Annotated in this window: 22 protein-coding genes; 13 read left to right on the forward strand and 9 right to left on the reverse strand. The window is 72.6% G+C overall.

Annotated features, from left to right (window positions below; genetic code table 11):
- Positions 1-83: 83 nt before the first annotated feature.
- From CW362_RS02885 to rhaI, 6 genes are all read right to left on the reverse strand, one after another.
- Positions 84-767, reverse strand: a complete 684-nt coding sequence (locus CW362_RS02885; RefSeq protein ID WP_103547720.1) for a LutC/YkgG family protein — start codon at positions 765-767, stop codon at positions 84-86.
- The gene (locus CW362_RS02890) at positions 764-2,242 is read right to left on the reverse strand and encodes a LutB/LldF family L-lactate oxidation iron-sulfur protein (RefSeq protein ID WP_103547721.1); all 1,479 of its coding nucleotides are present in this window, start codon (positions 2,240-2,242) and stop codon (positions 764-766) included. Before CW362_RS02890 ends, CW362_RS02885 begins: the two co-directional genes overlap by 4 nt.
- Positions 2,239-3,075 carry a (Fe-S)-binding protein gene (locus CW362_RS02895; RefSeq protein ID WP_103547722.1) on the reverse strand — a complete coding sequence of 279 codons (837 nt, stop codon included), beginning with the start codon at positions 3,073-3,075 and terminating at the stop codon, positions 2,239-2,241. Before CW362_RS02895 ends, CW362_RS02890 begins: the two co-directional genes overlap by 4 nt.
- 202 nt (positions 3,076-3,277) lie before the next feature.
- Positions 3,278-4,723 carry a rhamnulokinase gene (locus CW362_RS02900; protein ID WP_103547723.1) on the reverse strand — a complete coding sequence of 482 codons (1,446 nt, stop codon included), beginning with the start codon at positions 4,721-4,723 and terminating at the stop codon, positions 3,278-3,280.
- Positions 4,720-6,759: a bifunctional aldolase/short-chain dehydrogenase gene (locus tag CW362_RS02905; RefSeq protein ID WP_103547724.1), complete on the reverse strand. Its 2,040-nt coding sequence runs from the start codon at positions 6,757-6,759 to the stop codon at positions 4,720-4,722. The genes CW362_RS02900 and CW362_RS02905 overlap by 4 nt, the downstream gene beginning before the upstream one ends.
- Before the next feature lie 289 nt (positions 6,760-7,048).
- Complete coding sequence (gene rhaI / locus CW362_RS02910; RefSeq protein WP_103547725.1) at positions 7,049-8,209, reverse strand: L-rhamnose isomerase; 1,161 nt, start codon at positions 8,207-8,209, stop codon at positions 7,049-7,051.
- 351 nt (positions 8,210-8,560) lie between these two features.
- Here rhaI and CW362_RS02915 point away from each other — a divergent pair, with 351 nt between their 5' ends.
- The 10 genes from CW362_RS02915 to CW362_RS02960 all read left to right on the forward strand — a co-directional run bounded on the left by CW362_RS02915 (position 8,561) and on the right by CW362_RS02960 (position 19,591).
- A complete protein-coding gene (locus CW362_RS02915; protein ID WP_103547726.1) occupies positions 8,561-10,078 on the forward strand; it encodes a sugar ABC transporter ATP-binding protein in 1,518 nt (505 codons plus the stop codon).
- Positions 10,075-11,115 (forward strand): ABC transporter permease, encoded by a 1,041-nt coding sequence (locus CW362_RS02920; RefSeq protein ID WP_103547727.1) that lies wholly within the window; start codon positions 10,075-10,077, stop codon positions 11,113-11,115. The genes CW362_RS02915 and CW362_RS02920 overlap by 4 nt, the downstream gene beginning before the upstream one ends.
- On the forward strand, positions 11,108-12,103 hold the full coding sequence (locus CW362_RS02925) for an ABC transporter permease (protein WP_103547728.1): 996 nt from the start codon (positions 11,108-11,110) through the stop codon (positions 12,101-12,103). The genes CW362_RS02920 and CW362_RS02925 overlap by 8 nt, the downstream gene beginning before the upstream one ends.
- A 71-nt stretch (positions 12,104-12,174) precedes the next feature.
- Positions 12,175-13,260 carry a rhamnose ABC transporter substrate-binding protein gene (gene rhaS, locus CW362_RS02930; RefSeq protein ID WP_103547729.1) on the forward strand — a complete coding sequence of 362 codons (1,086 nt, stop codon included), beginning with the start codon at positions 12,175-12,177 and terminating at the stop codon, positions 13,258-13,260.
- Positions 13,261-13,324: 64 nt separating this feature from the next.
- A complete protein-coding gene (locus CW362_RS02935; RefSeq protein WP_103547730.1) occupies positions 13,325-13,645 on the forward strand; it encodes an L-rhamnose mutarotase in 321 nt (106 codons plus the stop codon).
- A 117-nt stretch (positions 13,646-13,762) separates the two neighbouring features.
- On the forward strand, positions 13,763-15,187 hold the full coding sequence (locus CW362_RS02940) for a BNR repeat-containing protein (RefSeq protein WP_103547731.1): 1,425 nt from the start codon (positions 13,763-13,765) through the stop codon (positions 15,185-15,187).
- Positions 15,188-15,263: 76 nt separating this feature from the next.
- Positions 15,264-16,289: a LacI family DNA-binding transcriptional regulator gene (locus CW362_RS02945; protein ID WP_103547732.1), complete on the forward strand. Its 1,026-nt coding sequence runs from the start codon at positions 15,264-15,266 to the stop codon at positions 16,287-16,289.
- Positions 16,290-16,424: 135 nt separating this feature from the next.
- Complete coding sequence (locus tag CW362_RS02950) at positions 16,425-17,726, forward strand: alpha/beta fold hydrolase (RefSeq protein WP_103547780.1); 1,302 nt, start codon at positions 16,425-16,427, stop codon at positions 17,724-17,726.
- A gap of 74 nt (positions 17,727-17,800) precedes the next feature.
- Positions 17,801-18,634 carry an enoyl-CoA hydratase/isomerase family protein gene (locus tag CW362_RS02955; RefSeq protein WP_103547733.1) on the forward strand — a complete coding sequence of 278 codons (834 nt, stop codon included), beginning with the start codon at positions 17,801-17,803 and terminating at the stop codon, positions 18,632-18,634.
- Positions 18,635-18,685: 51 nt separating this feature from the next.
- Positions 18,686-19,591: a sigma-70 family RNA polymerase sigma factor gene (locus CW362_RS02960; protein WP_103547734.1), complete on the forward strand. Its 906-nt coding sequence runs from the start codon at positions 18,686-18,688 to the stop codon at positions 19,589-19,591.
- A gap of 17 nt (positions 19,592-19,608) precedes the next feature.
- Here the strand turns inward: CW362_RS02960 and CW362_RS02965 are convergent, their stop codons facing one another.
- Entirely contained in the window at positions 19,609-20,559 is a 951-nt protein-coding gene (locus CW362_RS02965) for an SDR family oxidoreductase (RefSeq protein WP_103547735.1), read from the reverse strand.
- 126 nt (positions 20,560-20,685) lie between these two features.
- On the opposite strand from CW362_RS02965, the gene CW362_RS02970 reads away from it, so the two are divergent.
- Positions 20,686-21,579: a pentapeptide repeat-containing protein gene (locus CW362_RS02970; protein WP_103547736.1), complete on the forward strand. Its 894-nt coding sequence runs from the start codon at positions 20,686-20,688 to the stop codon at positions 21,577-21,579.
- A gap of 113 nt (positions 21,580-21,692) precedes the next feature.
- Here CW362_RS02970 and CW362_RS02975 read toward each other — a convergent pair whose 3' ends face one another.
- Positions 21,693-23,174: a cytochrome P450 gene (locus CW362_RS02975; protein ID WP_103547737.1), complete on the reverse strand. Its 1,482-nt coding sequence runs from the start codon at positions 23,172-23,174 to the stop codon at positions 21,693-21,695.
- Positions 23,175-23,282: 108 nt separating this feature from the next.
- Here CW362_RS02975 and CW362_RS02980 point away from each other — a divergent pair, with 108 nt between their 5' ends.
- Together CW362_RS02980 and CW362_RS02985 are read left to right on the forward strand one after the other, a co-directional pair.
- The gene (locus CW362_RS02980) at positions 23,283-23,891 is read left to right on the forward strand and encodes a TetR/AcrR family transcriptional regulator (RefSeq protein WP_103547738.1); all 609 of its coding nucleotides are present in this window, start codon (positions 23,283-23,285) and stop codon (positions 23,889-23,891) included.
- Between the two features lie 153 nt (positions 23,892-24,044).
- The gene (locus CW362_RS02985) at positions 24,045-24,770 is read left to right on the forward strand and encodes a DUF2470 domain-containing protein (RefSeq protein WP_103547739.1); all 726 of its coding nucleotides are present in this window, start codon (positions 24,045-24,047) and stop codon (positions 24,768-24,770) included.
- Here the strand turns inward: CW362_RS02985 and CW362_RS02990 are convergent.
- Entirely contained in the window at positions 24,738-25,991 is a 1,254-nt protein-coding gene (locus tag CW362_RS02990; protein WP_206300846.1) for a lactonase family protein, read from the reverse strand. The two genes, CW362_RS02985 and CW362_RS02990, sit on opposite strands and share 33 nt — an antisense overlap.
- Positions 25,992-26,015: the final 24 nt, after the last annotated feature.

Below are 26,015 nucleotides of genomic sequence, written 5' to 3' on the forward strand. Positions count from 1 at the left end.
CGTCGGCCGGGTCGCGCGAGCGCACCTCGGACCGCGGTCCGAGGGACTCTGCCGGATGTGTCCAGAGCCCCGCGCCGTCCTCGTCAGCCCTCGCTCACCAGCACCACCTCCAGGGTGCGCGGACCGTGCACCCCCTCCACCCGGTCCAGTTCGATGTCGCTGGTGGCGGACGGGCCCGAGATCCAGGTCAAGGGCCGTGCCGGGTCCAGGCGTTCGAGCGCCTGGGGGACGGAGGCCACCACCTGGCCGGGGACCCGGACGACACAGATGTGGTGGTCCGGGATCAGGGTGATCCGGCGGCGGCCCTGGTCCGGGCCGCCGTCGAGGACGATCGTGCCGGTCTCGGCGATCGCGACGGCGCAGCCGGTCACCACGCTCTCCACCTCGTCGAGTTCACGGGGCGTGCTCACGGCACGGTCGTGGACCCGGACGGGATCCGCGGCCGACAACCACGCGGGCGGGAGCCCCGGAGGCACGAGCACGTGCCGGGACCCGCGCCGGGCGAGCAACCGCGCGACGAGACCGGGCAGTTCCTCCTCCGTCGCGCGGTGCACGACCGCCCGGTAGTCCGCCAGGTTCTCCGCGAGGAGGTCCACCGTCCGCGCGACACTCCGCGCACCGTGCTCGCGCAGATAGCTCCGGCCGACGGCCCGCTCGTACGAGGGGTCCCCGTCCGGCGGCCCGGGTTCCGGGGGAGCGCCGTCCTCCCCCGGAACGTCCGCGAGGGCCCGGCGCACCCGGCCGAGGACCAGGTCCCTGCTGCTCATTCCGTCACGTCCTTTCCGCCCCGCGTGCGTTGCCACCACGCGCGGAACGATTCCGCCGGGACCGCGGGCAGTTCACGGGTCCCGCTCCACGCCCGGCCGGGCCCCGGCAGGGTCCGCGGGTGGAAGCGGCGGGTCCCGGACGCCAGCCGCTGCCCGGCGCGCAGGGCACCGGGACGGTCGAACGCCCAGCGCGCCGCGCGCATCGCCGCCCGCTCGGCGGCGTGCCCCTTGGCCGGCCTCAGCACGACCGTGTCGCCGTTCCGGGTCGCCCGTCCCCCCTGCGCGATCCTCTCCCGCAGGTGCACGAGGACCTCGGGGATGTCGATCGCGACCGGACAGACGTCGTAGCAGGCACCGCACAGCGACGACGCATACGGCAGGGAGGCGTCGATCTCGCTCGCGGTGCCGCGCAGTTGGGGGCTGAGGATGGCGCCGATCGGGCCCGGGTAGACGGAGCCGTAGGCGTGGCCGCCCGCCCGCTCGTACACCGGGCAGACGTTGAGGCACGCCGAGCAGCGGATGCAGCGCAGGGCCTGGCGCCCCACCTCGTCGGCGAGCGTGTCGGTGCGGCCGTTGTCCAGCAGGACCAGATGGAAGGTCCGGGGGCCGTCCCCGTCCGTGGTGCCCGTCCACATCGAGGTGTACGGGTTCATGCGCTCGGCCGTCGAGGAGCGGGGCAGGGTCTGTAGGAACACCTCCAGGTCCCGCCAGGCCGGAACGACCTTCTCGATGCCGACGACCGAGATCAGGGTCTCGGGGAGCGTCAGGCACATCCGGCCGTTGCCCTCGGACTCGACGACCACGAGCGTGCCGGTCTCGGCGACCATGAAGTTGGCTCCGGAGACACCGACTTTGGCGCGCAGGAACTTCTCGCGCAGGTGCAGGCGTGCCGCTTCGGCCAGTTCGGCGGGCGTGTCGGTCAGTCCCTCGGGCGCCGCCCGGCCCCAGGCGCCCATCTCGCGGACGAAGACGTCACGGATCTCGCCGCGGTTGCGGTGGATCGCCGGGACGAGGATGTGGGAGGGCCGGTCCTTGCCCAACTGCACGATGAGTTCGGCGAGATCGGTCTCGTACGCGCGGATGCCCGCGGCCTCCAGCGCCTCGTTGAGCCCGATCTCCTGCGTGGCCATCGACTTGACCTTGACGACCTCGCTCTCGCCGGTCGCCCTGACCAGGTCCGTGACGATGCGGTTGGCCTCCTCGGCGTCGGCGGCCCAGTGCACGACACCACCGGCCGCGGTCACCGACTCCTCCAACTGCACGAGGTACCGGTCGAGGTGACGGAGCGTGTGGTCCTTGATCCGCTTGCCCGCCTCGCGCAGCTCCGCCCAGTCGGAGACCTCGGCGACCGCCTTGGCGCGCTTGGCGCGGATCGTGTGGGTGGCGTGACGCAGATTGCCGCGCAGGGTCGCGTTGTTCACGGCCTCGTGCGCCGCCTTCGGGAAGGCCGGCATACCGATGAACGTTCCACTCATGCCTTCGGCTCCTCCGTCCCGTTCGCTCGCGAGCCCGCTCCGGCGATCGCTCCCGTGCCCGCCGGACCCGCTTCCGTGCCCGCCCGCGGACGCGCTTCCGTGCTCGCCAGGATCTCCGCGATGTGCACGGGCCGCATCCCCGTCCTGAGACGGCCCATCGTGCCGCCGATGTGCATCAGGCACGAGTTGTCCGCGGCGCACAGCACCTCGGCGCCCGTCGACTCGGCGTTGCGCACCTTGTCGGCCCCCATCGCCGCGGAGACGTCGGAGTTCTTGAGGGCGAAGGTGCCGCCGAAACCGCAGCACTCCTCGGCGCCGGGCAGCTCCCGCAGCTCAAGTCCCCCGACGGCCCGGAGCAGTCGGCGCGGCCGGTCACCGAGCCCCAGACCGCGCAGCCCGTGACAGGTGGGGTGATAGGTCACGGTGTGCGGGTAGTACGCGCCGACGTCCGTCACACCGAGGACGTCGACCAGGAACTCGGTGAGCTCGTACGTCTTCGGCACGACCGGCGCCAGCGTCCTCGCCAGGGTGTCGCCGCGTCCTTCCGCACGGGCCCGTTCACCCATCCGTGGATACAGCTCCCGCACCATCGCCCCGCACGATCCGGACGGCGTCACGATCGCCTCGTACTCCCCGAACACCTCGGCGAAACGCCGGGCGAGCGGCTCGGCCTCATGGCGGTACCCGGTGTTGTAGTGCGCCTGGCCGCAACAGGTCTGTCCCATGGGGAAGTCGACCTCGACACCCAGTCTGGTCAGCAGGTCCACCACGGCACGGCCGGTGTCCGGATACAGCGTGTCGTTGACACAGGTCAGGAACAGGGCGACGCGCATCGCGGCTCCTCGGGACGGTTCATGGACGGGTGCAGGGTACGTGGCGGGCGCGCCCCCGGAAGGCGGCGCGCGCCCGCCGTCCGGACGGCGGGTCCCGCCGCGCGCGTCACGGTGTGCGGCCCCTCGCGGCACGAGCCCCGTGGTGTCCACCGCACGCCTCCCCCGGCGGGTGCCGCGCGGTGCGGCCTTCGCGGAGCGGTCCTCACGGTGTGCCGAGCCTCGCCTCGGCCGCCCGCCACGCCGCCGTGTCGCCCCGCGGCTCGTAGCGGCGGAGCGGCTGGGTGCGCGCCACCAGATCGCGCATCTCGGCACGGTCGCCGACCAGCCCGTGCGCCCGTGCCTGGACGAGGACGTTGCCGAGCGCGGCGGCCTCCGCGGGGCCCGCCACGACCGGCAGCCCGCAGGCGTCGGCGGTGAGCCGGCACAGCAGTTCGTTGCGGGTGCCGCCGCCGACGATGTGCACGACGTCGACCGGACGGCCGGTGAGGGACCGGGCCCGCTCGATCGCGCGGCGGTGCGCGAGCGCGAGGGAGTCGAGGACGCAGCGGGTGATCTCGGCACGGGATTCCGGGACCGGCTGCCCCGAGGCCCGGCAGGCGTCGGCGATCCGCGACGGCATCCGGCCCGGCGCGAGGAACGCCGCGTCGCCCGCGTCCACGACGGACCGCAGCGGCGCCACCTCGGCCGCGGCCGCGAGGAGTTCACCCAGGTCGGGGTCGCCCCACTCCCGTACGCACTCCTGGAGCAGCCACAGGCCCATGATGTTGCGCAGATAGCGGACCGTGCCGTCCAGGCCCAGTTCGTTGGTGAAGTTGGCGGCCCGGCTCGCCTCGGTGAGGACGGGCGCGTCCAGCTCCAGGCCCGCGAGCGACCAGGTGCCGGTGCAGATGTAGGCGAACTTCTCCCCGGTCGCGGGAACGGCGGCCACCGCCGAGGCCGTGTCGTGCGAGCCGACCGTCGTCACCGGCACCGGGCCGGCCGTTCCGGTCTCGTCCAGCACGTGCGGCAGCAGGGTCCCGGCCGGGTCGCCGGGACGGCGCAGCGGCGGGAACAGCCGCAGGTCGACGCCGAGCCGCTCCGCGAGGCCGTACGACCAGTCGCGGGTCCCCGGATCGATCAACTGCGTGGTGGAGGCGTTGGTGAGCTCGGTGCCCATCTCGCCCGTGAGCCAGTACGCCAGCAGATCGGGGATCAGCAACAAGTGTCTGGCGGAGGCGAGTTGGGCCGAGGCGCGGGCGGCCGTCAGCTGGTACAGGGTGTTGAAGGGCGCGTACTGCAATCCCGTGGCCGCGTACAGCTCGGCGGCGGGCACGCTCGCCCACACCTTCTCCGCGATCCCCTCGGTGCGGGCGTCGCGGTAGTGCACCGGGTTGCCGAGCAGAGCTCCGTCCGCGTCCAGCAGGCCGTAGTCCACCGCCCAGCTGTCGATGCCCACGGAGTCGACCCGGCCGGCCGCGCGCAGCCCGTCGAGGACGCCCGCGTACAGCGCGAGGACGTCCCAGCGCAGTCCTTCGGGCGTGCGGACGGGCCGGTTGGGGAAGCGGTGGGCCTCTGCCAGTTCGAGGGTGTTCTCGCCCACCCGGCCGACCATGACGCGTCCGCCGGACGCGCCGAGGTCGACCGCGGCGAACGACTTCGGCGCCGTCATCGCAGGAAGGCGGCGGCGACGCCGGCGTCGACGGGGACGTGCAGGCCCGTGGTGTGCGTCAGGTCCCCGCCCGTCAGGGCGAACACGGCCGCCGCGACGTGCTCCGGGAGCACCTCCCGCTTGAGGATGGTCCGCTGGGCGTAGAACTCGCCGAGCTTCTCCTCCTCGATGCCGTACGTCGCCGCCCGCTGCGCTCCCCAGCCGCCCGCGAAGATGCCCGACCCGCGCACGACCCCGTCCGGGTTGACACCGTTGACCCGGATGCCGTGCTCGCCCAGCTCGGCTGCCAGAAGCCGTACTTGGTGAGCCTGGTCGGCCTTGGTGGCGGAGTAGGCGATGTTGTTCGGGCCGGCGAAGACGGCGTTCTTGGAGGCGATGTAGACGATGTCGCCGCCCAGCTTCTGCGCGGTCATGACCCGGGCCGCCTCGCGCGAGACGAGGAAGGAGCCGCGGGCCATGATGTCGTGCTGGAGGTCCCAGTCCCTCGCGGTGGTCTCCAGCAGCGGCTTGGAGATGGAGATGCCCGCGTTGTTGACCACCAGGTCGACGCCGCCGAAGGCCAGTACCGCTGCCTTGAACGCCTCGGTGATCTGTTCCTCGGAGGTGACGTCCACGCCGACGGCGACGGCCTTGTCGGGGCCTCCGAGTCCGGCGGCGACCCGCTCGGCCCCCTCGGTGTTCAGGTCGGCGACCACGACGCACGCGCCCTCGGCCACCAGCCGTTCCGCGATCGCCCGGCCGATCCCGCTGCCCGCGCCCGTGACCAGGGCGACCCGGGTGGCGAGCGGCTCGGGCTTCGGCATCCGCCGGAGCTTGGCCTCCTCCAGGGTCCAGTACTCGATGCGGAACTTCTCCGACTCCTCGATCGGCGCGTACGTCGAGACGGCCTCGGCCCCGCGCATCACGTTGATCGCGTTGACGTAGAACTCGCCCGCCACCCGCGCCGTCTGCTTGTCCTTGCCGAAGGAGAACATGCCGACGCCGGGGACCAGCACGATCGCGGGGTCGGCGCCGCGCATCGCGGGGGAGTCGGGCTCGGCGTGCCGCCGGTAGTAGGCGGTGTACTCCTCGCGGTAGGCGGCGTGCAGCTCCTTCAGCCGGGCGATCGCGTCCTCCAGCGGCGCGGCCGGCGGCAGGTCCAGCACCAGCGGGCGGACCTTGGTGCGCAGGAAGTGGTCGGGGCAGGAGGTGCCCAGTGCGGCCAGGCGCGGGTGCTCGGCGCGGGCGAGGAAGTCGAGCACCACGTCGGAGTCGGTGAAGTGGCCGACCTGCGGACGGTCCTGGGAGGCGATGCCGCGCACGTGGGGCGCGAGTGCGGCGGCACGCTCGCGGCGCTCGGCCTCGGGCAAGGCGTCGTAGCCCTCCAGGACGGGACCGAACGGCTCGGCCTTGCCCTTCTCCTCCAGGAACGCCTCGGCGGTGCGGATGATGTGCAGTGAGTTGCGCTCGCACTCCTCGGCGGTGGCGCCCCAGGCGGTGATGCCGTGGCCGCCCAGGACACAGCCGATCGCCCGCGGGTCGGCCTCCTTGACCGCCGCGATGTCCAGGCCGAGCTGGAATCCGGGCCGGCGCCACGGGACCCACACCACCTGGTCGCCGAAGCACTCCGCGGTCAGCTTCTCCCCGTCGGCCGCGCAGGCGAGCGCGATCCCCGAGTCGGGGTGCAGGTGGTCGACATGGGCGGCGTCGACGAGTCCGTGCATCGCGGTGTCGATGGAGGGCGCGGCGCCGCCCTTGCCGTGCAGGCAGTAGTCGAACGCGGCGACCATCTCGTCCTCGCGCTCGACGCCCGGGTACACGTCCACCAGCGCGCGCAGCCGGTCCAGGCGCAGCACCGCGAGCCCGTCCTCGGTGAGGGTGCCGAGGTCCCCGCCGGACCCCTTCACCCACATCAGCTCGACGTCACCCCCGGTCGCGGGGTCGCTGCCGGTGCCCTTCGCGGAGGCGTTGCCGCCGGCGTAGTTGGTGTTGCGCGGATCGGCGCCGAGCCGGCGCGACCGGGCCAGCAGAGCGGCGGCTTCGGGATGGGGTGCCATGGTCCAGATCCTTCGGAGGGGAGGGGAGGGGAGGGGAGGGGAGGGGAGCAGGGTGGGTGCCCCGTCAGGGGCGCGGAGAACTGTGCGATGCCGTGTCCGCGGGAACGAGGGGAGGGGGAGCGCGGCCCGGGGGCGCGGGGAGCTGCGCGACCGGCCACGACGCCACCCGCGCTCCGCGGACCCACCGCACGCGGCAGATGCGACCCGGCAGGACGACCGCCCGAGGCGACACGCAGGACCGCCGGCCCGGCGCGACAAGGCGGCCCATCCCGGCCGACCCGCACGCCCCCTAGGCCCCCCACCCCGCCTGCGTCCCCCCGACCCGCTCCGCGGCGATCCGCTCCGCGTAGCCGGACCGGTGGTACGCCGCCACCGGGTCGGGGTCGAGTCCCAGCTCCCCGCGGACCTCGGCGAGCAGCGGACGTACGTCCGTGTTGTAGGCGTCCATCAGCACCGCGTTCGCGGCCAGCACGTCCCCGCCCCGCTGGGCCTCGGCGAGCGCGGTGCGGTCGACGAGGAGGGCCTTGGCGGTGGCCTCCTGGACGTTCATCACGGACCGGATGATCGCCGGGATCTTCGCCTCGATGTTGTGGCACTGGTCGAGCATGAAGGCGACGTCCGGGGTGAGGCCGCCGCCGCGGATCACCTCGTACATGATCCGGAACAGCTGGAAGGGGTCGGCCGCGCCCACCATCAGGTCGTCGTCGGCGTAGAAGCGGGAGTTGAAGTCGAAGGCGCCGAGCTTGTCCTCGCGCAGCAGGGTGGCGACGATGAACTCGATGTTGGTGCCGGGCGCGTGGTGGCCGGTGTCGACCACGACCCGCGCCTTGGGGCCGAGCTTGAGGCAGTGCGCGTACGCGGTGCCCCAGTCCGGGACGTCGGTCGCGTAGAAGGCGGGTTCGAAGAACTTGTACTCCAGCAGCATCCGCTGGTCGTCGCCGAGCCGTTCGTAGACCTGCGCCAGGGCCTCCGCCAGCCGGTCCTGGCGCTCGCGCAGGTCGTCCTGGCCGGGATAGTTCGTCCCGTCGGCGAACCACAGCTTCAGGTCCCGCGAACCCGTCGCGTCCATGATGTCGACGCATTCGAGCAGATGGCCGACGGCCTTGCGGCGCACCGCCGCGTCCGGGTGGCAGACGGAGCCGAGCCGGTAGTCGTCGTCCTGGAAGGTGTTGGAGTTGATCGCGCCCAGCCTCAGGCCGCGCTCCTCGGCGTGCTCGGCGAGCGCCGCGTAGTCGTCGGTCCTGTCCCAGGGGATGTGCAGCGCGACGGTCGGGGCCACGCCGGTGAACTCGTGCACCTTGGCCGCGTCGTCCAGCTTCTCCCGCGGGTTCCTGGGCACGCCCGGTTGAGCGAACACCTTGAACCGGGTTCCCGAGTTCCCGTACGCCCACGACGGCGTCTCGACGGCCTGGGTCTTGAGCGCGGCCTTCACCGCGGCGAACTCGGTCACTTCGGGACTCCTACGACTTCGAATGGGACGGCTTGTACGAGGGCTTCCTGAACCGTTCGAGGGCGGTGTCCGAGGACGCCCCGCGGGACGTCCGCCCGTGCTGCTCGCCGAGCGTGCCGAACACACTCTCTGAAACGATTCAGAGGCTGAAGCTATGAGCACCCCGAAGGGCTGTCAACCCCTCCGGCCGGGGCCTTTCGCCGTGTCCCTGTTGTGACAGAAGGCCGCCGAAGAATTTCGACGCGAACCCATTGACGTGACCTGGGCGGCGTGTCTAACGTCCCGGCAACCCAATTGAAACCTTTCACGACGTTGTGGGGCCGTCCCGCCGGCGTCGTCGAGGAGCCCCTCATGACCCACCCGTCCGACGCGGGTCCGGCCCCGGTGCTGGCGCTGAAGGACATCTCGAAGTCCTTCGGCGCCGTACGCGCCCTGCGGGACGTGTCCCTGGAACTGTTCCCCGGCGAGGTGCACGCGCTCGCCGGAGAGAACGGCGCGGGCAAGTCGACCCTCATCAAGACGCTCGCCGGCGTGCACCGACCGGACGCCGGCCAGGTACTGCTGGACGGCGCGCCCACCGTCTTCCACGGCCCCGCCGACGCCCGTGACGCGGGCATCGCGGTGATCTACCAGGAGCCGACGCTCTTCCCCGACCTCTCCATCGCCGAGAACATCTTCATGGGCCGTCAGCCCCGGCGGGCCCTCGGCCGCATCGACCACAAGGCCACCCGTGCGGCGACGGCGGCCCTCATGAAGCGCCTCGGGGTCGAGCTCGACCCCGAGCGCCCGGCGCGCGGACTGTCCATCGCCGACCAGCAGATCGTGGAGATCGCCAAGGCGCTCTCCTTCGACGCCCGCGTCCTGATCATGGACGAGCCGACCGCCGCCCTCACCGGAAGCGAGGTGGCCCGCCTCTTCGGAGTGGTCCGAACCCTGCGCGAACAGGGCTCCGCGGTGCTGTTCATCTCGCACCGGCTGGAGGAGATCTTCCAGATCTGCGGGCGCGTCACGACCCTGCGCGACGGGGCTCTGATCTCCAGCGAGCCGCTGGAGGGCATGACGGAGGACGACCTGGTGCGCCGGATGGTCGGCCGCGACCTCGACGAGCTCTACCCCAAGCAGGACGTCGAGGCGGGCGAGGTCGCCCTGAGCGTGCGCCGGCTGACCCGCGAGGGCGTCTTCACCGACGTCTCCTTCGAGGTCCGGCGCGGCGAGATCGTCGGACTCGCCGGTCTCGTCGGCGCCGGCCGCACGGAGGTCGCCCGGTCGGTGTTCGGCGTGGACCGCTGGGACGCCGGAGAGGTGGAGGTCGAGGGACGCAGGCTGACCAACGGCGCCCCCTCCACGGCCATGGCCGCGGGACTCGCCCTCGTCCCCGAGGACCGGCGCGCCCAGGGCCTGGTGATGGACATGTCCATCGAGCGCAACATCGGCCTGACCGGCCTGCGCGCCACCGTCAGGGCGGGGCTGATGGACCGCGGGGCCGAACGCAGCCGCTCCCTCGACTGGGCGGTCAGGCTCCAGGTGAAGTACGCCCGGATCGCCGACACCGTCTCCACGCTCTCCGGCGGCAACCAGCAGAAGGTGGTCCTCGCCAAGTGGCTGGCCACCGGCCCCAAGGTGCTGATCGTCGACGAGCCCACCCGCGGCATCGACGTCGGCACCAAGGCCGAGGTGCACCGGCTGCTGTCCCAGCTCGCGGCCGACGGCGTGGCCGTCCTGATGATCTCCTCCGACCTGCCCGAGATCCTCGGCATGGCCGACCGCGTGCTCGTCATGCACGAGGGCCGGCTCACCGCCGAGATCCCACGCTCCGAAGCCACCGAGGAATCCGTGATGGCCGCTGCCACCGGGAGGGCCGCCGCATGACGGTCACCGCGCCCACCCCCGCCCCCGCCGCCGAGGTGCCCAGGTCGAGCGGCACCCGGCTGGTGGACCGTGTCTTCAAGATGCGCGAACTCGCCATCCTGGCCGTCTTCCTGGTGATGATCGCCGTCACCCAGACGGGCAACAGCGAGTTCCTGTCCGAGCAGGGCATCAAGGACCTGCTGCTCAACGCGACCATCCTCGTGCTGGTCGCCACCGGCCAGTCCCTCGTCGTCATCACCCGCAACGTCGACCTGTCGGTCGGCTCGACCCTCGGCATCAGCGCCTTCGCGGCCGGCACCTGCCTCCAGGGCGGCGGCGACCCCGTCCTCGCGGTGCTCCTCGCGGTGCTGCTCGGCGTCGGCTGCGGACTGGTCAACGGGCTGCTCGTCAGCCTCGGCCAGGTCCCCGCCCTCGTCGTCACCCTCGGCACGCTCTACATCATCCGCGGCATCGACTCCATCTGGGTCGGCTCCCGCCAGATCACGGCGGCCGATCTCCCCGGCGGCTTCGTCGACTTCGGCTCCGGCGGCATCTCCGCGGTCCCCTACCTCGCGCTGATCGCCCTGGCCGTCCTCGTGGTCGCCGCGTACTACCTCAAGCACTTCGGCAGCGGCCGCGAACTCTACGCGCTCGGCTCGAACCCGGAGGCCGCGCGCCTGGCCGGCATCCCGGTCCGAAGGCGCATCCTGACCGCCTACGTCGTCTGCGGCGCCCTCGCCGGACTCGCCGGCGCCCTGTACCTCGCCCGGTTCGGCAACGTCGACTCCGGCACCGGCAACGGCTACGAACTCACCGTCGTCAGCGCGGTCGTGGTCGGCGGCGTCGTCTTCACCGGCGGCTCCGGCAGCGTCTACGGAGCCGCGCTCGGCGCCCTGCTGCTCACCTCCGTCAACAGCGTCCTGCCCGCCCTCGGCGTCAGCTCCGTCTGGGTGCTCGCCATCAACGGCGTCCTGCTCATCCTCGCCATCGCGGTCGACCGGGTCGTCGCGCTGCGCGTGGCCTCCGCACTGAAGAAGAGGAACGCCCGCCATGGCTGACTCCGCCCTCTCGCGCGCCGTCCGCTGGGACACGGTCGTCGGAGCCCTCCTCGTCGTCCTGCTGCTCTTCTCCTTCTCCTTCGTGGACGGCTTCGGCAACGCGCTCAACCTGTCGTTCCTGATCGGCAACACCCTGCCGATCGCGCTGATCGCCCTGCCCATGACCCTGCTCGTGGTGGCCGGCGAGATCGACCTGTCCGTCGCCTCCACGGCCGGGCTCTCCGGATCGGTCATGGGAGCCCTGTGGAACCAGGGCATGGCGATCGAGACGATCATCCCGCTGTGCCTCGTGCTCGGCGTGGTGTGCGGGCTCGTCAACGGCCTGCTGGTGACCCGGCTCGGACTGCCGTCGCTGGCCGTCACCATCGGCACGCTCGCCGCCTACCGGGGCATCGCGCAGATCGTGCTCGGCTCCGACGCGGTCACCGACTTCCCGGTCCAGTACCAGGACTTCGCGGCCGGACGCATCGGGGACACCTTCGTGCCCCGGGCGTTCCCGCTCTTCCTGGTGCTGCTCGCCGTCGCCGTGGTCGTGCTGCACGCCACCCCCTTCGGGCGCTCCGCGTTCGCCATCGGCGCCAACGAGGAGGCCGCCCGGTTCGCCGGCATCCGGGTCAAGCGGCAGAAGCTGCTCCTGTTCGTCGCGACCGGATTCATGGCCTCCCTGACGGGCGTGTTCTGGGCCCTGCACTACGCCAGCGCCCGCTACGACAACGCCACCGGGCTCGAACTGTCCGTCGTGGCCGCCGTCCTGCTCGGCGGCATCGACTTCGACGGCGGCAAGGGCACGCTCGGCGGCGCGATCGCGGGAGTCTTCCTGCTCGGCGCGCTGCAGAACGTGATGAGTCTCCTCAACGTCTCCGCGCAGTCGCAGATCGTCGTCACCGGCGTCCTGCTGGTCGTCTCCGTGCTCGGCCCCCGGGTCGGGCGCCAGATCTCCGTGGCGAGGGCGGGACGCAGGGCCGCCGCCCCGACGCCGGTCCCGTGACCCCGGTCCGCTCCGCTCAGCCTCGTACGCGTCACCTCGGTCCGCTCACCCTCGTAAAGGAACCCTCACCCATGCGCAAGTCATCGATCCGCCGCACCTGCGCGGCACTCGCCGCCGTCACCTCCCTCGCCCTGGCCGTCACCGCCTGCGGCGGCACCACCAAGGACGACGTGAAGGACTCGGGCGGCTCGGGCGCCGCCGCCGGCGCCAAGGCCGACCCGAACGCGGCCACCAAGAAGGGCCTCACCGTCGGCTTCCTCCCCAAGGCGGTCAACAACCCGTACTTCACCTCCGCGGACAAGGGCGGCGAGAAGGCGCTGACCGAACTGGGCTCGAAGTACAAGGAGGTCGGAACCAACAGCGCCACCGACACCAGCGGCCAGGTGAGTTACGTCAACACGCTCACCCAGCAGCAGGTCGACGCAATGGCCGTGTCCGCGCAGGACCCGGGCGCCCTGTGCACCGCGCTCAAGCAGGCGATGAAGAACGGCATCAAGGTCGTCACCTACGACTCCGACACCAACACCGGCTGCCGCAACGCCTTCGTCTCGCAGGCGAGCGCCGAGGACCTGGGCCGCACCGAGGTGCAGCTGCTCGCCGAGCAGATCGGCTACAAGGGCGAGATCGCGATCCTGTCCGCCGCGCAGACCGCGACGAACCAGAACACCTGGATCGACTACATGAAGGACGAGCTGAAGGACCCCAAGTACAAGGACGTCAAGCTGGTCAAGGTCGCCTACGGCAACGACGAGGCCCAGCAGTCCTTCCAGCAGACGCAGGGTCTGCTCCAGGAGCACCCGGACCTGAAGGGGATCATCTCCCCGACCACGGTCGGCATCAAGGCGGCGGCCCAGTACCTGTCCGGCTCCAAGTACAAGGGCAAGGTCAAGCTGACCGGCCTCGGCACCCCCAACGACATGCGCAAGTACGTCAAGAACGGCACCGTCGAGGCCTTCGAGCTGTGGGACCCGGCCAAGCTCGGCGAGCTGGCCGCCCGCACGGCCGTGGCGCTCTCCTCGGGGCAGATCACGGGCAAGGAGGGCGAGACCTTCAAGGCCGGTGACATGGGCTCGTTCACCATCGGCAAGGACGGTGTGATCAGCCTCGGCAAGCCCACCGTCTTCGACGCGAAGAACATCGACCGGTTCGACTTCTGACGTCCCGCCGGGCCGGTGCTCCACCGTTCGCGCCGGCCCGGCCCCAGGCCCCGGAGGGTCATCGATGCAACGGGTGTGCTTCCTGCTGAAGGTCCGTGCGGACCGCCTCGACGAGTACCGCGAGCGGCACGCCGCCGTGTGGCCCGAGATGCGCGAGGCGCTCTCGGCCACCGGATGGCACAACTACTCGCTCTTCCTGCGCGAGGACGGCCTGCTGGTCGGCTACCTGGAGACCGAGGACTTCGCGGCCGCGCGGGCCGCGATGGAGGCCACCGACGTCAACGCCCGCTGGCAGGCGGAGATGGCGCCGTTCTTCACCGCGCTCGACGGCGCCCGCCCCGACGAGGCCATGAAGCCCCTCACCGAGGTCTTCCACCTCGCCTGACCCGCCCGGCCCGGCCTGTTCCGGAGGGAGCGCCTCACCGGGCCCGCCCCGCACGACCCGCCCGCCCACAGTCCGAGCACGACCCGCCCGTCCACAGTCCGATCGAGGAGTCCGTACATGAGACGACGCACCGTACTGACGACGGCCCTGCTGGGCGCCGTGGCAGGGCCCGCCCTCACGGCGGGGAGGGCCCGGGCGGCCGCCCCCGGCCCCTCCGTCACCCGGACCGGCACCACCCTGCTCGACCCCCGGGCCCTCTACTTCGTCTCCTACGACGGGCTGGTCAACAACAACTCGTTCCAGAAGAACGGCCTGTTGACCTACCGCGGCCACCAGTACGCGGCCTGGTACACCGCCGACCGCAGCGCGGTCGTCGCCCGCCGCGCACTGGGTGCCGGCAGCTGGTCCACGATCACGCTCGGCCACAAGCTCAAGAGCGACGACTCCCACGACGTGATCTCCATGGGCGTCTCCCGGACCGACGGCCGCCTGCACCTGAACATGGACTCGCACAGCGACGGCTTCTTCTACGTCAAGTCGGTGGCCGGGCTGCTCGACAACCCGGCTTCGACGGCCTGGACCTCCGCCGTCCTCGGGGCCGTCCAGACCTCCCTGGACGGTCTCGCGCTCACCACGCAGTTCACCTATCCGCAGTTCGTCACGACGCCCGAGGGCCGCCTCCAGCTCAGCTACCGCGCCGGTGTCTCGGGGAACGGGCGCAACGCGCTGGCGGAGTACGACGGTTCGTCCTGGACCGCGCTCGGCGAGTGGTCCGCCTCCACCGGGACCTACACCAGCGCGCACGGGTCGAGCACCGCCCGCAACATGTACCTGCACGGGATCGACTACGACGTGAACGGCCGGCTGCACTCCTTCTTCACCTGGCGCGAGCAGAACGCCGCCGTGATGTGCAGCGCCGGAGGCATCACCAACCACGACACCGGCTACGTCTGCTCCACCGACCGGGGCCGCACCTGGCGCAACGACGCGGGCACCCTCGTCGCCACCACCGGGACCGCGGACACGGTCGCCGTCACCGACGCCGGACTCGTCGTCGACGCGCTCGGCCCCGACCACTCCCTGATGAACCAGGAGAGCCAGGCCACCGACTCCGCGGGCCTGCCGCACGCGATCATCAGCTACGTGCCCGGGCGCTTCGGGCAGTGCACCACCGACTACGTGAAGGACCGCACCGCGAACGGCCGGGCCTTCCACCTCCGCAAGGTCTCCTCCGGCGGCTGGACCAAGACCGAGATCCCGGTCCCGCTCGGCTCCAGCCAGCGCACCAGGCTGGTCCTGGACCGGTACGACAACGCCTACGCGATCCTTCCGTTCGGACGGATCGCGGGCGCCTCGAAGGCCTCCGGGCACACCGACTGGACGCTCCTGTTCGACGGCGGCGGACTGAACGCCTTCGGCGAGGTCGTGATCGACGAGACGCGTGTCCCACAGGACGGAACGCTGTCCGTGATGTACCAGGAGAAGGCCGGCGGGACCACGACGTCGGCCCTGCGCGTCATCGATCTCAGGCTGCCCTCATGACCACTGTTCCGGGCCCGCCCGCGGGTAATCTGAGGGCCGGCCTGCCGCTTCTCGTTCTCCTGGAGGTTCCCGCCTGATGGCCCAGTCGGTGGGTATCAAGGACGTCGCCCGTGCCGCCGGGGTCTCCGTCGGCACGGTCTCGAACGTGATCAACCGCCCGGACTCGGTGGCCTCCGAGACCCGGGCGCGCGTCCAGTCCGCCATAGACCGGCTCGGCTACGTACGCAGCGAGTCGGCACGCCAGCTGCGGGCCGGGCGCAGCCGGATCATGGGCCTGCTCGTCCTCGACATGGGCAACCCGTTCTTCGTGGACGTCGCGCGCGGCGCCGAGCGCGCCGCCCGGGGGGCCGGACTCGGGGTGATGGTCTGCAACAGCGCGCAGTCCCCGAGCGAGGAGGCCGACTACCTGTCGCTCTTCGCCGAGCAGCGGGTGCGCGGGGTGCTGCTGACGCCGTCGGACGCGAGCGGGCGCAACATCGAGGCGTTCCGCCGCAACGGCATCCCCTTCGTGCTGGTCGACCGGGTCGCCGAGGGCACCACCGAGTGCTCGGTCTCGGTCGACGACGTGGCGGGCGGCGCACTGGCCGTCCGCCACCTCGTGGACGCCGGGCACCGCTCGATCGCGTACGTCAGCGGCCCGCCCGGACTCAGCCAGGTGAGGGACCGCCGTACGGGTGCGCTGAACGCCCTGCGCGAGGCGGGCCTCGGCCCGGAGAACCTGCGCGAGCTGCCCACCGAGCGCCTCGACGTGGCCGCGGGCCGCGACGCGGGCGCCCGGCTCCTCGGCCTCGCCGAACGGCCCACCGCCGTCTTCTGCGCCAACGACCTGCTCGCGCTCGGCGTCCTACAGGCCATGTACGCGGCCGGTGTCGGCGTGCCCGACGACCTCGCGATCGTCGGCTACGACGACATCGAGTTCGCCGCCGCGGCGGCCGTCCCGCTCACCTCCGTGCGCCAGCCGGCCGTGACCATGGGCGCCCTCGCGGCGGAGCTGCTGCTGGAGGAGATCGACGCGGAGACCGCGCCCGTGCCGCACGAGCACCGCCGGGTCGTGCTCCAGCCGGAGCTGGTCGTGCGCCACTCCAGCCTGGCGGCGCGCTGACCAGCGGTTCAGTTCCCCGCCACCGGACTGCTGAGTCACTGTTCAGTTCATTTTCCCGGTCCCCGGGCCGCGGAGACGGTCCGGCATGTGCTCAACTGGGACGCAGCCTGGAGTCCGTACGTCTCGGGAGACCTGTTGACCGTCAGCTATCGCCAGCCCGGTGTCGTCCTCACCGACCACCGTTTCACCGTGCCTCTCGACCACGAACGACCGACCGGCGAGAGCATCGAACTGTTCGCCCGCGAGGTCGTCGCGAGCGACAAGGCGCACCAGAACCTGCCGTGGATGGTCTACCTCCAGGGTGGCCCCGGCTTCGGGGCGAATCGTTTCGTCGGCCGTCAGGCTTGGCTCGACCGGGCGCTGAAGGACTTCCGCGTCCTCCTCCTCGACCAGCGCGGCACCGGAGCGTCCACCCCCGCCAACCGGCAGACGCTCCCGCTGCGCGGCGGCCCCCGCGAGCAGGCCGACCACCTCGCGCTCTTCCGCGCCGACTCCATCGTCCGGGACTGCGAGGCCATCCGGCCGGGACTCACCGGCGGAGCGCCCTGGACGGTGCTGGGCCAGAGCTTCGGCGGATTCTGCACCGTGCACTATCTCTCCAGCGCCCCCGAGGGGCTGAGCGCGGCCGTCGTCACCGGCGGCCTGCCCTCCCTCGACGCCCACGCGGACGACGTGTACCGCGCCGCCTACCCGCGCATCGAGCGCAAGGTCGCCGCGCACTACGCCCGCTACCCGCAGGACGTCGAGCGCGCCCGCCGGATCGCGGAGTACCTGCTCCAGCACGAGCCCGTGCTGAACGGCGGCTACCGGCTGACCGTCGAGGCCTTCCAGTCGCTCGGCATCCTCCTCGGCGGCAGCGACGGCAGCCACCGCCTGCACTACCTGCTGGAGGACGCCTTCGTCCGCACCCCGCAGGGCCACGCCCTCTCCGACGCCTTCCAGGAGGAGGTCCAGGGACTGCTGTCGTACGCGGGCCACCCGCTGTACGCACTGGTCCACGAGGCCATCTACGCCCAGGGCGGCCGCCCCACGGCCTGGTCCGCCGAGCGCGTGCGCGCCGAGTTCCCCCAGTTCGACGCGGCCAAGACCCTCGCGGACGACGGGCCGCTGCTGTTCACCGGCGAGTCCGTGCACCCCTGGACCTTCGAGACCGACCCGGCGCTGCGCCCGCTGCGCGACACCGCCGAGGAGCTGGCCGCCCGCACCGACTGGGCGCCGCTGTACGACCCGGCCCGCCTCGCGGCGAACGAGGTGCCGGTCGCCGCAGCGGTCTACCACGACGACATGTACGTGGACGCCGGGCACTCGCTGCGCACCGCCCGGGCCGTCCGGGGGCTGCGCACGTGGGTGACCGACGAGTTCGAGCACGACGGGGTACGGGCCGGCGGTCCGCGCGTACTGGACCGGCTGCTGGCGCTCACGCGCGACGAGGTCTGAGACGTCCGCGCCCCCTTCACGGCATCCGTACCCCCTGGGATTCTGACGGTCTGTCAGAATCTCAGGGGGTACGGATGATCGACACCACCCGCACGGACGTCCCGGAGGGCGAGGAGCGGCTCCGCCTCGAAGTCGAGGACGGGATCGGCGTACTGACCCTGTGCCGGCCGGCGAAGCTCAACGCGTGGAGCTGGGAGTCCACCCGCCAACTCGGCCTGTTCGCCGACCGGATCCGCTTCGACCCCTCGGTCCGGGCGGTGCTGCTGCGGGCCGAGGGGCGTGCCTTCTGCGCCGGGATCGACGTGAGCGCCCCGGGCGGCGCGATCACCGGCCGCTCGGGTGCCGAGCGTGCCCGCGCCTACTACGAGGGCATCCGCTGGGCCCACGAGCGCTTCGCGGCCTTCGCGCGGCTGCCGCAGCCCGTCGTCGCGGCCGTCCAGGGCCACTGCCTCGGCTTCGGGTTCGAGCTGGCGCTGATGGCGGACCTCAGGATCGCCTCCCGCGACGCCGTGTTCGCCCTGCCCGAGGTCCAGCTGGGACTCGCCGTCGATGCCGGCGGGGACCTGCGGATCGCCCGCGAGGCGGGGGCGGGGTGGGCGAAGTTCCTCGCGCTGACCGGGAGGCGGCTGGACGCCACGACGGCCGAACGCCTGAACCTCGTCCAACTCGTGGTGGAGAAGCCCGAGCTGGACGAGACGGCTCGAACCGTCGCCGCGGAGATCGCGGCGAACGCGCCGCTCGCCGTGCAGGGCGTCAAGCACGACATCGACGCCTACGCCGAAGCCCCCGTGACCGCGGCGCTCGACCGGACCGCCCTGTCGGCCGCGCTCACCCTCGCCTCCGACGACGCGGCGGAGGGGTACGCGGCCAGGGGCGCCCGCCGCGCGCCCCGCTTCGAGGGGAAGTGACCCACGTGTTTTGATCGGTCACTGTTGCGTAGGACGAGACAGGGGGGACCGATGCACGACAGCGAACTTCTCGCGGACGAGTTCGAGGAGCACCGGGGCCGGCTGCGGGCGGTGGCCTACCGGATGCTGGGATCGCTCAGCGAGGCGGACGACGCGGTCCAGGAGACGTGGCTGAAGCTCGGCCGCACCGACGTGGGCGAGATCAAGAACCTGGGCGGCTGGCTGACCACCGTGACCGGCCGGGTGTGCCTGGACATGCTGCGCTCCCGCGCCGCGCGCCGCGAGGGCCCCCTGGAGCTCTCCGACACCTTCGTCCCCGACCCCGTGGTCAGCTCCCTGGACCGGATCGACCCCGAACAGGAGGTGCTGCTGGCCGACTCCGTCGGGCTCGCCCTCCTCGTCGTCCTGGAGACCCTGGAACCCGCCGAGCGGCTCGCCTTCGTGCTGCACGACATGTTCGCGGTGCCCTTCGACGACATCGCGCCCGTCGTGGGCCGCAACGCGGCCGCCACCCGCCAGCTCGCCAGCCGGGCCCGCCGCCGGGTCAAGGAGGCCGCCCCCGAGCCCGAGCGGGACGCCGTCCGGCAGCGGGAGGTCCTCGACGCGTTCCTCGCGGCGTCACGCGCGGGGGACTTCGAGGCGCTCGTCGCCGTCCTCGATCCCGATGTCGTGCTGCGCGCCGACGCGGGCGCGCTGGTCGGTGGCGTCACCGGGTCCAAGCTGCTGCGCGGTGCCGAGGCGGTGGCCCGGTCGGCGCTCGCCTTCCGCCGGTTCGCGGCGAGTTCGCGGCTCGTCCGGGTCAACGGGGAGGCGGGCGTCGTCGCGGTCGTGGACGGCCGGCCGCAGTCGGTCATGGCTGTCACCGTCGCCGACGGCAGGATCGTCGCGATGCACATCCTGGCCGACCCCGAACGGCTCGCCCGGCTGGGTCTCGCGGGGGAGGAGCCGGGAGAGTGAGCGTCGGCGGATGACGGTCAGCCGGTGAAGGGACCACGCCCCAGCTGGTCCCGCACCGGCGTGACCGGCGGAGCGACCAGATCCCTGCGCTGCCAGTTGGCGCCGTCCACCACCAGGGTGTGACCGGTGATGAAACGGGCGTAGGGGGACGCCAGGAAGGTGGCGGCCCAGCCGAGTTCACGGGGCGCGCCGACGCGCAGGGCGGGCTGCCGCCGGCCGAGCGCGTCGCGCCCCCCGTCCTCCTCGCCGCCCGGGCCGCTCCTTCCGTCCTCCCCGGTTCGCCCGTCCCCGCCGTCCGCCGCGGCCCGTGCCAGATTGCCGCGGATGTCGTCCGTCATGTCCGCGTGCGGCATCAGCCCCGGCACCAGACCGTTGACCTGGATGCCGTACGGCCCCCACTCGACGGCCAGGGTCCGCACGAGGCTCTCCACGCCCGCCTTGGCCGCCGCGCTGTGCGCGAAACCGGGGCCGCCGGTCCAGGCGTAGGACGCGCCGACGTCGATGACCGACCCCGGTGTGCCCGCCGCCAGATGCCGTCTTCCGAACTCACGGGTCATCAGGAACGTTCCCGTGAGGGTGATGTCGACGACCGCCTGCCAGGCGTTGGGGGACATGTCCTCGGTGGGGACGGGGAAGTTGGCGGCCGCGTTGTTGACCAGCACGTCGGGCAGCGCGCATCCGTCGAACACCTCACAGATGCGCTTCGGGTCCCGGATGTCGCAGACGGCGGATGTGACGCGGGTGCCCAGCTTCGCCAACTCGGCCCGTGCGGGCGCGAGATGCCGCTCGCGACGGCTGACGATCAGGAGGTCGGCGCCCAGCCGGGCGAACTCCGCCGCGATCGCCCTCCCGAGTCCGGTGCCGCCACCGGTGACCAGCACCAGCGAGCCGTCGTACGTCCCGGCCGGCAGCGCGCTCGAGCCCAGCGGGGGAGGGGCGGGAAGACCGGGGAACACCGTGGAGTCCATGGCGGACTCGATACCCGGAGTCGCCGCCGGACATCCGGGCAGGGCGCGCCGGGAACCCTCGCGAGCGCTCTCGGACATCACGTGGGCGCGGTTCGGGGACCGCCGCGGCTGAGTAGGCTGGAACCCATGCACGAGAACGGCAGCACATCCTCCGAGCCCCGAACCGAAACCCGGACGGAACCGCGAACGGAACCGCGGACCGATCCGCGGACCGGGCTACGGGCCGACTGCGGCCGGTGTTTCGGACTGTGCTGCGTCGCCCTGCCCTTCGCCCGCTCGGCCGACTTCGCGATCGACAAGGGCGCGGGTGAACCCTGCCCGAACCTGCGGAGCGACTCCCGGTGCGGCATCCACGACAGGCTGCGGGATACGGGCTTCACGGGCTGCACGGTCTACGACTGCTTCGGCGCCGGGCAGCAGGTCTCCCAGGTGATCTTCGGCGGAGTGGACTGGCGCTCGGGGACCCAGGAGCGCGCCCGGAGCATGTTCGACGTGTTCCCCGTCGTGCGCCACCTCCACGAACTGCTCTGGTACCTGAACGAGACGCTGACGCTCCCCGCCGCGCGTCCGGTGCACGCCGACGTCCGGCGCCTGATCTCCACGACCGAGCGCCTCACCCGGGGCACCCCGGAGGACCTGGCCGCGCTGGACGTCGGCGCGCACCGGCAGAAGGCCGGCGAGCTGCTGCTGCGGGCCAGTGAGCTCGTCCGGGCGGGGACCGGCGGAGGCAGGAGGAAGGACCGGCGCGGCGCGGATCTGATGGGAGCCCGCCTCAAGGGCGCCGACCTGCGGGGCGCGAGCCTGCGCGGAACCCTGCTCATCGCCGCCGATCTCACCGGGGCCGATCTGCGCGGCGCCGATCTGCTCGGCGCCGACCTCCGGGACACCGACCTCACCGACGCCGACCTGACCGGGGCCCTCTTCCTCACCCAGCCGCAGCTGAACGCGGCCCGCGGCAGCGCAGGCACCCGGCTCCCGGACTCGGTCGTCCGGCCCGGCCACTGGACCTCCCGGGGCTGAACGGGGTTCTCGGGCCCGAAGCCGGTCCCCGGCGCGGGCGAAGGCCGTACGGTCCTTCGCGCCGACCGGGTCGGCCGGGCCCGGGCCCGGGGCGACCCGGCCGTCACCGGCCCTCAGCCGACGGCGCGGGCCGAGCCGGCCTCGCGCCCCGGCACCACCGGCGGGCGCCGTTCGAGGTGCAGGCGCAGGCCCTCCGGCATCAGGGTCAGCCGCTCGGCCACCCGCAGCCGGTAGCCGGGGTCGGGCCGCAGGTCGTAGCGGCGCAGCAGCAGTCCGAGGACCAGGGTCGCCTCGTGCAGCGCGAACTGGCGGCCGATGCAGGCGCGCGCCCCGGTGCCGAACGGCTTGAAGGTGTGCGCGGGCCGGGCCCGTACCGCCTTCGCGTCGAAGCGGTCCGGGTCGAAGTCCTCCGCGTCGGCGCCCCACACCTGCGGGTCGCGGTGCAGCAGCGCGGTCAGTACCAGCGCCCACGCCCCCCGGCGCATCGGGTGGACTCCGCCGAGCACGGTGTCCTGCCGGGCCTCGCGGGCGAACGCCGGAGCCGTCGGCCACAGGCGCAGCGACTCGTCGAGGACCCGGCGGACGTGGCGCAGCTTGGCCACCTGCTCGTAGTCGGGCCGGTCCGTGCCGCCCCAGACCCGTTCGACCTCGGCGCGGGCACGGGCGGCGGCCTCCGGGTGCCGGGAGAGGTAGTGCAGGGCGAAGGACAGGGCGCCGGAGGTCGTCTCGTGGCCGGCGATCAGGAAGGTGATGACCTGGCGGCGGATGTTCTCGGGGGTCAGCCGCTCCCCGGTCCCGGGGTGCGCCGTCTCCAGCATGCGGTCGAGCAGGTCGCCCTCGCCGCCGCCGCTCCGGCGGGAGGCCACCACGGCGTCGACCGTGCGGTTGAGGTACGCCATGTCCGCCGCGTTGCGCCGGGACGCTCCGCGCAGCAGGAGCGGGGCCAGCGGGACCGGGACGACGTTGAGGCGCTGCGCGTAGGTCAGCGTGCCCACCATCGCGTTCACGAAGGGGTGCGGCCGGGAGCGCTCGAAGGAGGCGAAGTCATGGCCGAAGCCGGTCCTGGCGATCGTCTCCAGCGTCAGTTTCGTCATGTCGCCGGGCACGTCCACCGCGCGGCCCGCGGTCTGCTCCCGGTCCCAGTGGTCCGTCAGCCGCCCGGCCACGTCCAGCATCATCGGGTGGTAGCCCGCCATGGCCTCGCGGCTGAAGCCGGGGGCCAGGACGTCGTGCGCCAGCTGCCAGTTGGGCTCGTGGTTGTAGGCGGTGAACAGTCCGTCCCCGGCGACCGGACGGAGGTTGGCGACTCCCAGGCCCACGTGCTTGGCGAACCGCGACTCGTCGGCCAGTTCGGCGGCGAGGTCCGCTCCCCAGACGAAGACGATCTCGTTGCGGAAGGCCCGGCGCCGGAAGATCGGTCCGAGCTCCCTCCCGAACCTCATGGAGTCCTGGAGCGGGGAACGGACGCTCGCGCCGAGCACATCGCCGACCAGCGGGACGCGGCGCGGCGGGTGCGGAATGCGGTGCAGCTCCGGCCAGCCCAGCTCCGCGCTGCGGAACCCCTTGGCCCGAGCCGCCTCCTTCGTCTCCGCCATGACGCCAACTCCCTTGTGGATCGGGCAGGTCGAGTCTGTTGTACGTGAGTTCAATAGTGGAGTTCAGTCTGGTCCCGTTGCTGAACCGGCGTCAAGTAAAGTGCGGGCATGACGGGGAAGCGGGGGGAGCGCGCACGCCGCCGGCTCAGCACCGGGGAGCGCCGGGAGCAACTGCTGTCGGTCGGCGCCCGCCTGTTCTCGGAGAGCCCGTACGACGACGTCTGGATCGAGCAGGTCGCCGAGATCGCCGGGGTCTCGCGCGGGCTCCTGTACCACTACTTCCCGACGAAGCGGGACTTCTTCGCCGCCGTCGTCGAGCGGGAGAGCGGGCGGATGCTGCGGATGACCGCGGCGGTGCCCGGCGTCCCGGTGCGCGAGCAGCTCGGCGCGGGCCTGGACACCTTCCTCGGGTACGTGCAGGAGCACGCGCACGGGTTCCGCGCCTTCCACCGCGCCGACGCGGCCGGTGACCAGGCCGTGCGCAGGGTCTACCAGCAGGCGCTGGCCGCCCAGGAGCGGCAGATCCTCCAGGCGCTGGCCGCGGATCCCGAGCTCGGCAGGTCCTTCGAGGACCGGCCCGAACTGCGTGTCGCGGTCCGCGGGTGGCTGGCCTTCACCACGGCCGTGTGCCTGGAGTGGCTCCGGGGCGCGGAGCTGACCCGCGAGCAGGTGCGGGATCTGTGCGCGCGGGCGCTGCTCGGCGCGATCACGCCCTGAATCGCCCGGGGCTCCTCTTTCCCGTCTTCCCCGGTAGGTCCGGTTCCCTGGCGGGTCCGGATCCCGGCGGACGGTTCGCCGGTCGACGGTGCGTGGTTGGCGTACGCCCGGATCTTCGATAGGTTAGGCAAGCCTTACCTAAGGAGGAAGCTGATGGGTGACCGTCACACCTGGACGGCCGCGCCCGCCGCGGCGGAGCACGCCCGCTCGGTGCTCGCCGCGGCCTGGTCCTGCGCGGTGAGTGCCGAGGGCGGCCGGGAGGAGTTCGTCGGCTCGCACTCCGTCACCGAGGACGGCAGGGTGCTCCTGAGCGTGCCGGAGGACAGCGCGCTGTCGGCCGCGGCCGTCTGCTCGCCGCGCGGAGAGCCGTCCGCCGTCCTGGAGTTCGCCGACGTCGCGCCGGTTCCCGTACGGAACCGGATCCGGGCCCGGCTCTGGCTCGCCGGCTGGTTCGTCCCCGAGGACGGGCGGCTGTCGTTCCGCACCACCCGCGCGGTGCTGCGCCGGCCCGGCGGGACCGTGGTGGTCGACCTGGACGAACTGGCCTGCGCCCGGCCCGATCCGCTCGCCCTCGCCGAGGCCCACCTCCTCACCCATCTCGCCGACGCCCACCCGGACGCCGTCGAGCGGCTCACCCGTCTCGTCGAACCGGACAGTCTGCACGGCGCGGTGCGCGTCCAGCCCCTCGCCGTCGACCGCCACGGGCTCACCCTGCGCATCGAACGGGTGCGGGGCAACGGCGATGTGCGCCTGCCGTTCCACGCGCCCGCCGACGACGTGTCCCAGCTCACGGAGCGCATGCACGTCCTGCTCACGCAGGCGGGCCTCGCCTCCTGTCCCCGTCCCCTACAGCGGCAGCGCACAGACCGCGAGGGGTGAGGCGAACGGCTCGCCCGTGCGCCGGAGTCCGCCGCTCTCCTGGTCGACCTCGAAGACCGTGACCGTGCCGGAGCGCTGGTTGGCCGCGAACAGCAGCCGTCCGTCGGGCGAGAGGGCGATGTGACGCGGGAAGTCGCCGCCGACCGGCACCGTGTCCAGCAGCCGCAGCCGGGCGCCGCCCGCCTCGATCGCGTACCGCGTCAGGCTGTCGTGGCCCCGGTTGGCGAGGAACGCGTACGAACCGTTCGGCGTGACCAGGAGCTGCGCGGGGTAATTCGTGCCGCCTCCCGTGCCTGTGGACTGCGGCTCACCCACCGAGAGGCGGCCGGTCGCCGGGTCGTAGCCGCAGACCGTCACCGTGTCGGCCACCTCGTCGGCGAGATAGGCGTACCGGCCGCCGGGGTGGAACGTGAGGTGGCGCGGGCCCGCACCTGGCCTCGTCCGCGCCCGGGAGACCTCGGTGAGCGTGCCCCGGGTCTCGTCGAGGCGGTAGGTGTACACCGTGTCGGTGCCCAGGTCGACGGCGAGCAGGTGCCCGCCGTCCGGGGCCGTGACGAACTGGTGCGCGTGCGGGCCCTGCTGACCGGGGCCGGGGGCCGGGGACGTGTGCGCGACCAGGTCGGTGCGCTCGCCGAGCGCGCCCGAGGCGCCGACGGGATGCACCGCGACGCTCCCCGAGGCGTAGTTCGCGCTCAGCAGCCAGCGGCCGCTCGGATGCACGGACAGATGGCAGGGACCCGCGCCACCGGTGGAGCGGCTGCCGAGCACCTCGTTCTCCGGGAGGCGGACGGCCGTCACCGCGCCCGCGGTCTGCTCGTCGACGGCGTACAGCGTCCGGCCGTCCGGATGCACCGCGAGGAAGGAGGGGTTCTCGACGCCCGTCACCACGCCGCCGCCGGTGATCTCGCCGGTCGCGGGGTCGTACGCGGCGACACCGATCCCCTTCCCGCCGCCGTCGCCCGAGGTGTAGGTGCCCAGGAACAGCGGCCGCGGACCGGAGCGGGCGGCCGGGGACGACGGTGCCGACGGGGCCGCGGACGCGGAAGCCGAGGGACCGGCCGGCGGCGTCTTCGGGAGCGGCGGCGTCACGGCGGGGTCCTTCCGGGGCGCCGCGCACGCCGGGACCGCCGCGATCGCGGCGGCACCCGCCAGCGCGCCGACGAAGCGGCGTCTGCTCCAGTCGCCGCCCGCTCCGCGCGACGGCCGTGCACCACTGTTCATGCCTGCACCCCGGAGTGTCGATCG

Source organism: Streptomyces populi, from assembly GCF_002911015.1.
Classification (GTDB): Bacteria; Actinomycetota; Actinomycetes; order Streptomycetales; family Streptomycetaceae; genus Streptomyces; species Streptomyces populi.

Coding starts and splice junctions, on each gene's coding strand:
- CW362_RS02885 (WP_103547720.1), bottom strand. CDS start 767: ATGAGCAGCAGGGACCTGGTCCTCGGCCGGGTGCGCCGGGCCCTCGCG.
- CW362_RS02890 (WP_103547721.1), bottom strand. CDS start 2,242: ATGAGTGGAACGTTCATCGGTATGCCGGCCTTCCCGAAGGCGGCGCAC.
- CW362_RS02895 (WP_103547722.1), bottom strand. CDS start 3,075: ATGCGCGTCGCCCTGTTCCTGACCTGTGTCAACGACACGCTGTATCCG.
- CW362_RS02900 (WP_103547723.1), bottom strand. CDS start 4,723: ATGACGGCGCCGAAGTCGTTCGCCGCGGTCGACCTCGGCGCGTCCGGC.
- CW362_RS02905 (WP_103547724.1), bottom strand. CDS start 6,759: ATGGCACCCCATCCCGAAGCCGCCGCTCTGCTGGCCCGGTCGCGCCGG.
- CW362_RS02915 (WP_103547726.1), top strand. CDS start 8,561: ATGACCCACCCGTCCGACGCGGGTCCGGCCCCGGTGCTGGCGCTGAAG.
- CW362_RS02920 (WP_103547727.1), top strand. CDS start 10,075: ATGACGGTCACCGCGCCCACCCCCGCCCCCGCCGCCGAGGTGCCCAGG.
- CW362_RS02925 (WP_103547728.1), top strand. CDS start 11,108: ATGGCTGACTCCGCCCTCTCGCGCGCCGTCCGCTGGGACACGGTCGTC.
- rhaS (WP_103547729.1), top strand. CDS start 12,175: ATGCGCAAGTCATCGATCCGCCGCACCTGCGCGGCACTCGCCGCCGTC.
- CW362_RS02935 (WP_103547730.1), top strand. CDS start 13,325: ATGCAACGGGTGTGCTTCCTGCTGAAGGTCCGTGCGGACCGCCTCGAC.
- CW362_RS02940 (WP_103547731.1), top strand. CDS start 13,763: ATGAGACGACGCACCGTACTGACGACGGCCCTGCTGGGCGCCGTGGCA.
- CW362_RS02945 (WP_103547732.1), top strand. CDS start 15,264: ATGGCCCAGTCGGTGGGTATCAAGGACGTCGCCCGTGCCGCCGGGGTC.
- CW362_RS02955 (WP_103547733.1), top strand. CDS start 17,801: ATGATCGACACCACCCGCACGGACGTCCCGGAGGGCGAGGAGCGGCTC.
- CW362_RS02960 (WP_103547734.1), top strand. CDS start 18,686: ATGCACGACAGCGAACTTCTCGCGGACGAGTTCGAGGAGCACCGGGGC.
- CW362_RS02965 (WP_103547735.1), bottom strand. CDS start 20,559: ATGGACTCCACGGTGTTCCCCGGTCTTCCCGCCCCTCCCCCGCTGGGC.
- CW362_RS02970 (WP_103547736.1), top strand. CDS start 20,686: ATGCACGAGAACGGCAGCACATCCTCCGAGCCCCGAACCGAAACCCGG.
- CW362_RS02975 (WP_103547737.1), bottom strand. CDS start 23,174: ATGGCGGAGACGAAGGAGGCGGCTCGGGCCAAGGGGTTCCGCAGCGCG.
- CW362_RS02980 (WP_103547738.1), top strand. CDS start 23,283: ATGACGGGGAAGCGGGGGGAGCGCGCACGCCGCCGGCTCAGCACCGGG.
- CW362_RS02985 (WP_103547739.1), top strand. CDS start 24,045: ATGGGTGACCGTCACACCTGGACGGCCGCGCCCGCCGCGGCGGAGCAC.
- CW362_RS02990 (WP_206300846.1), bottom strand. CDS start 25,991: ATGAACAGTGGTGCACGGCCGTCGCGCGGAGCGGGCGGCGACTGGAGC.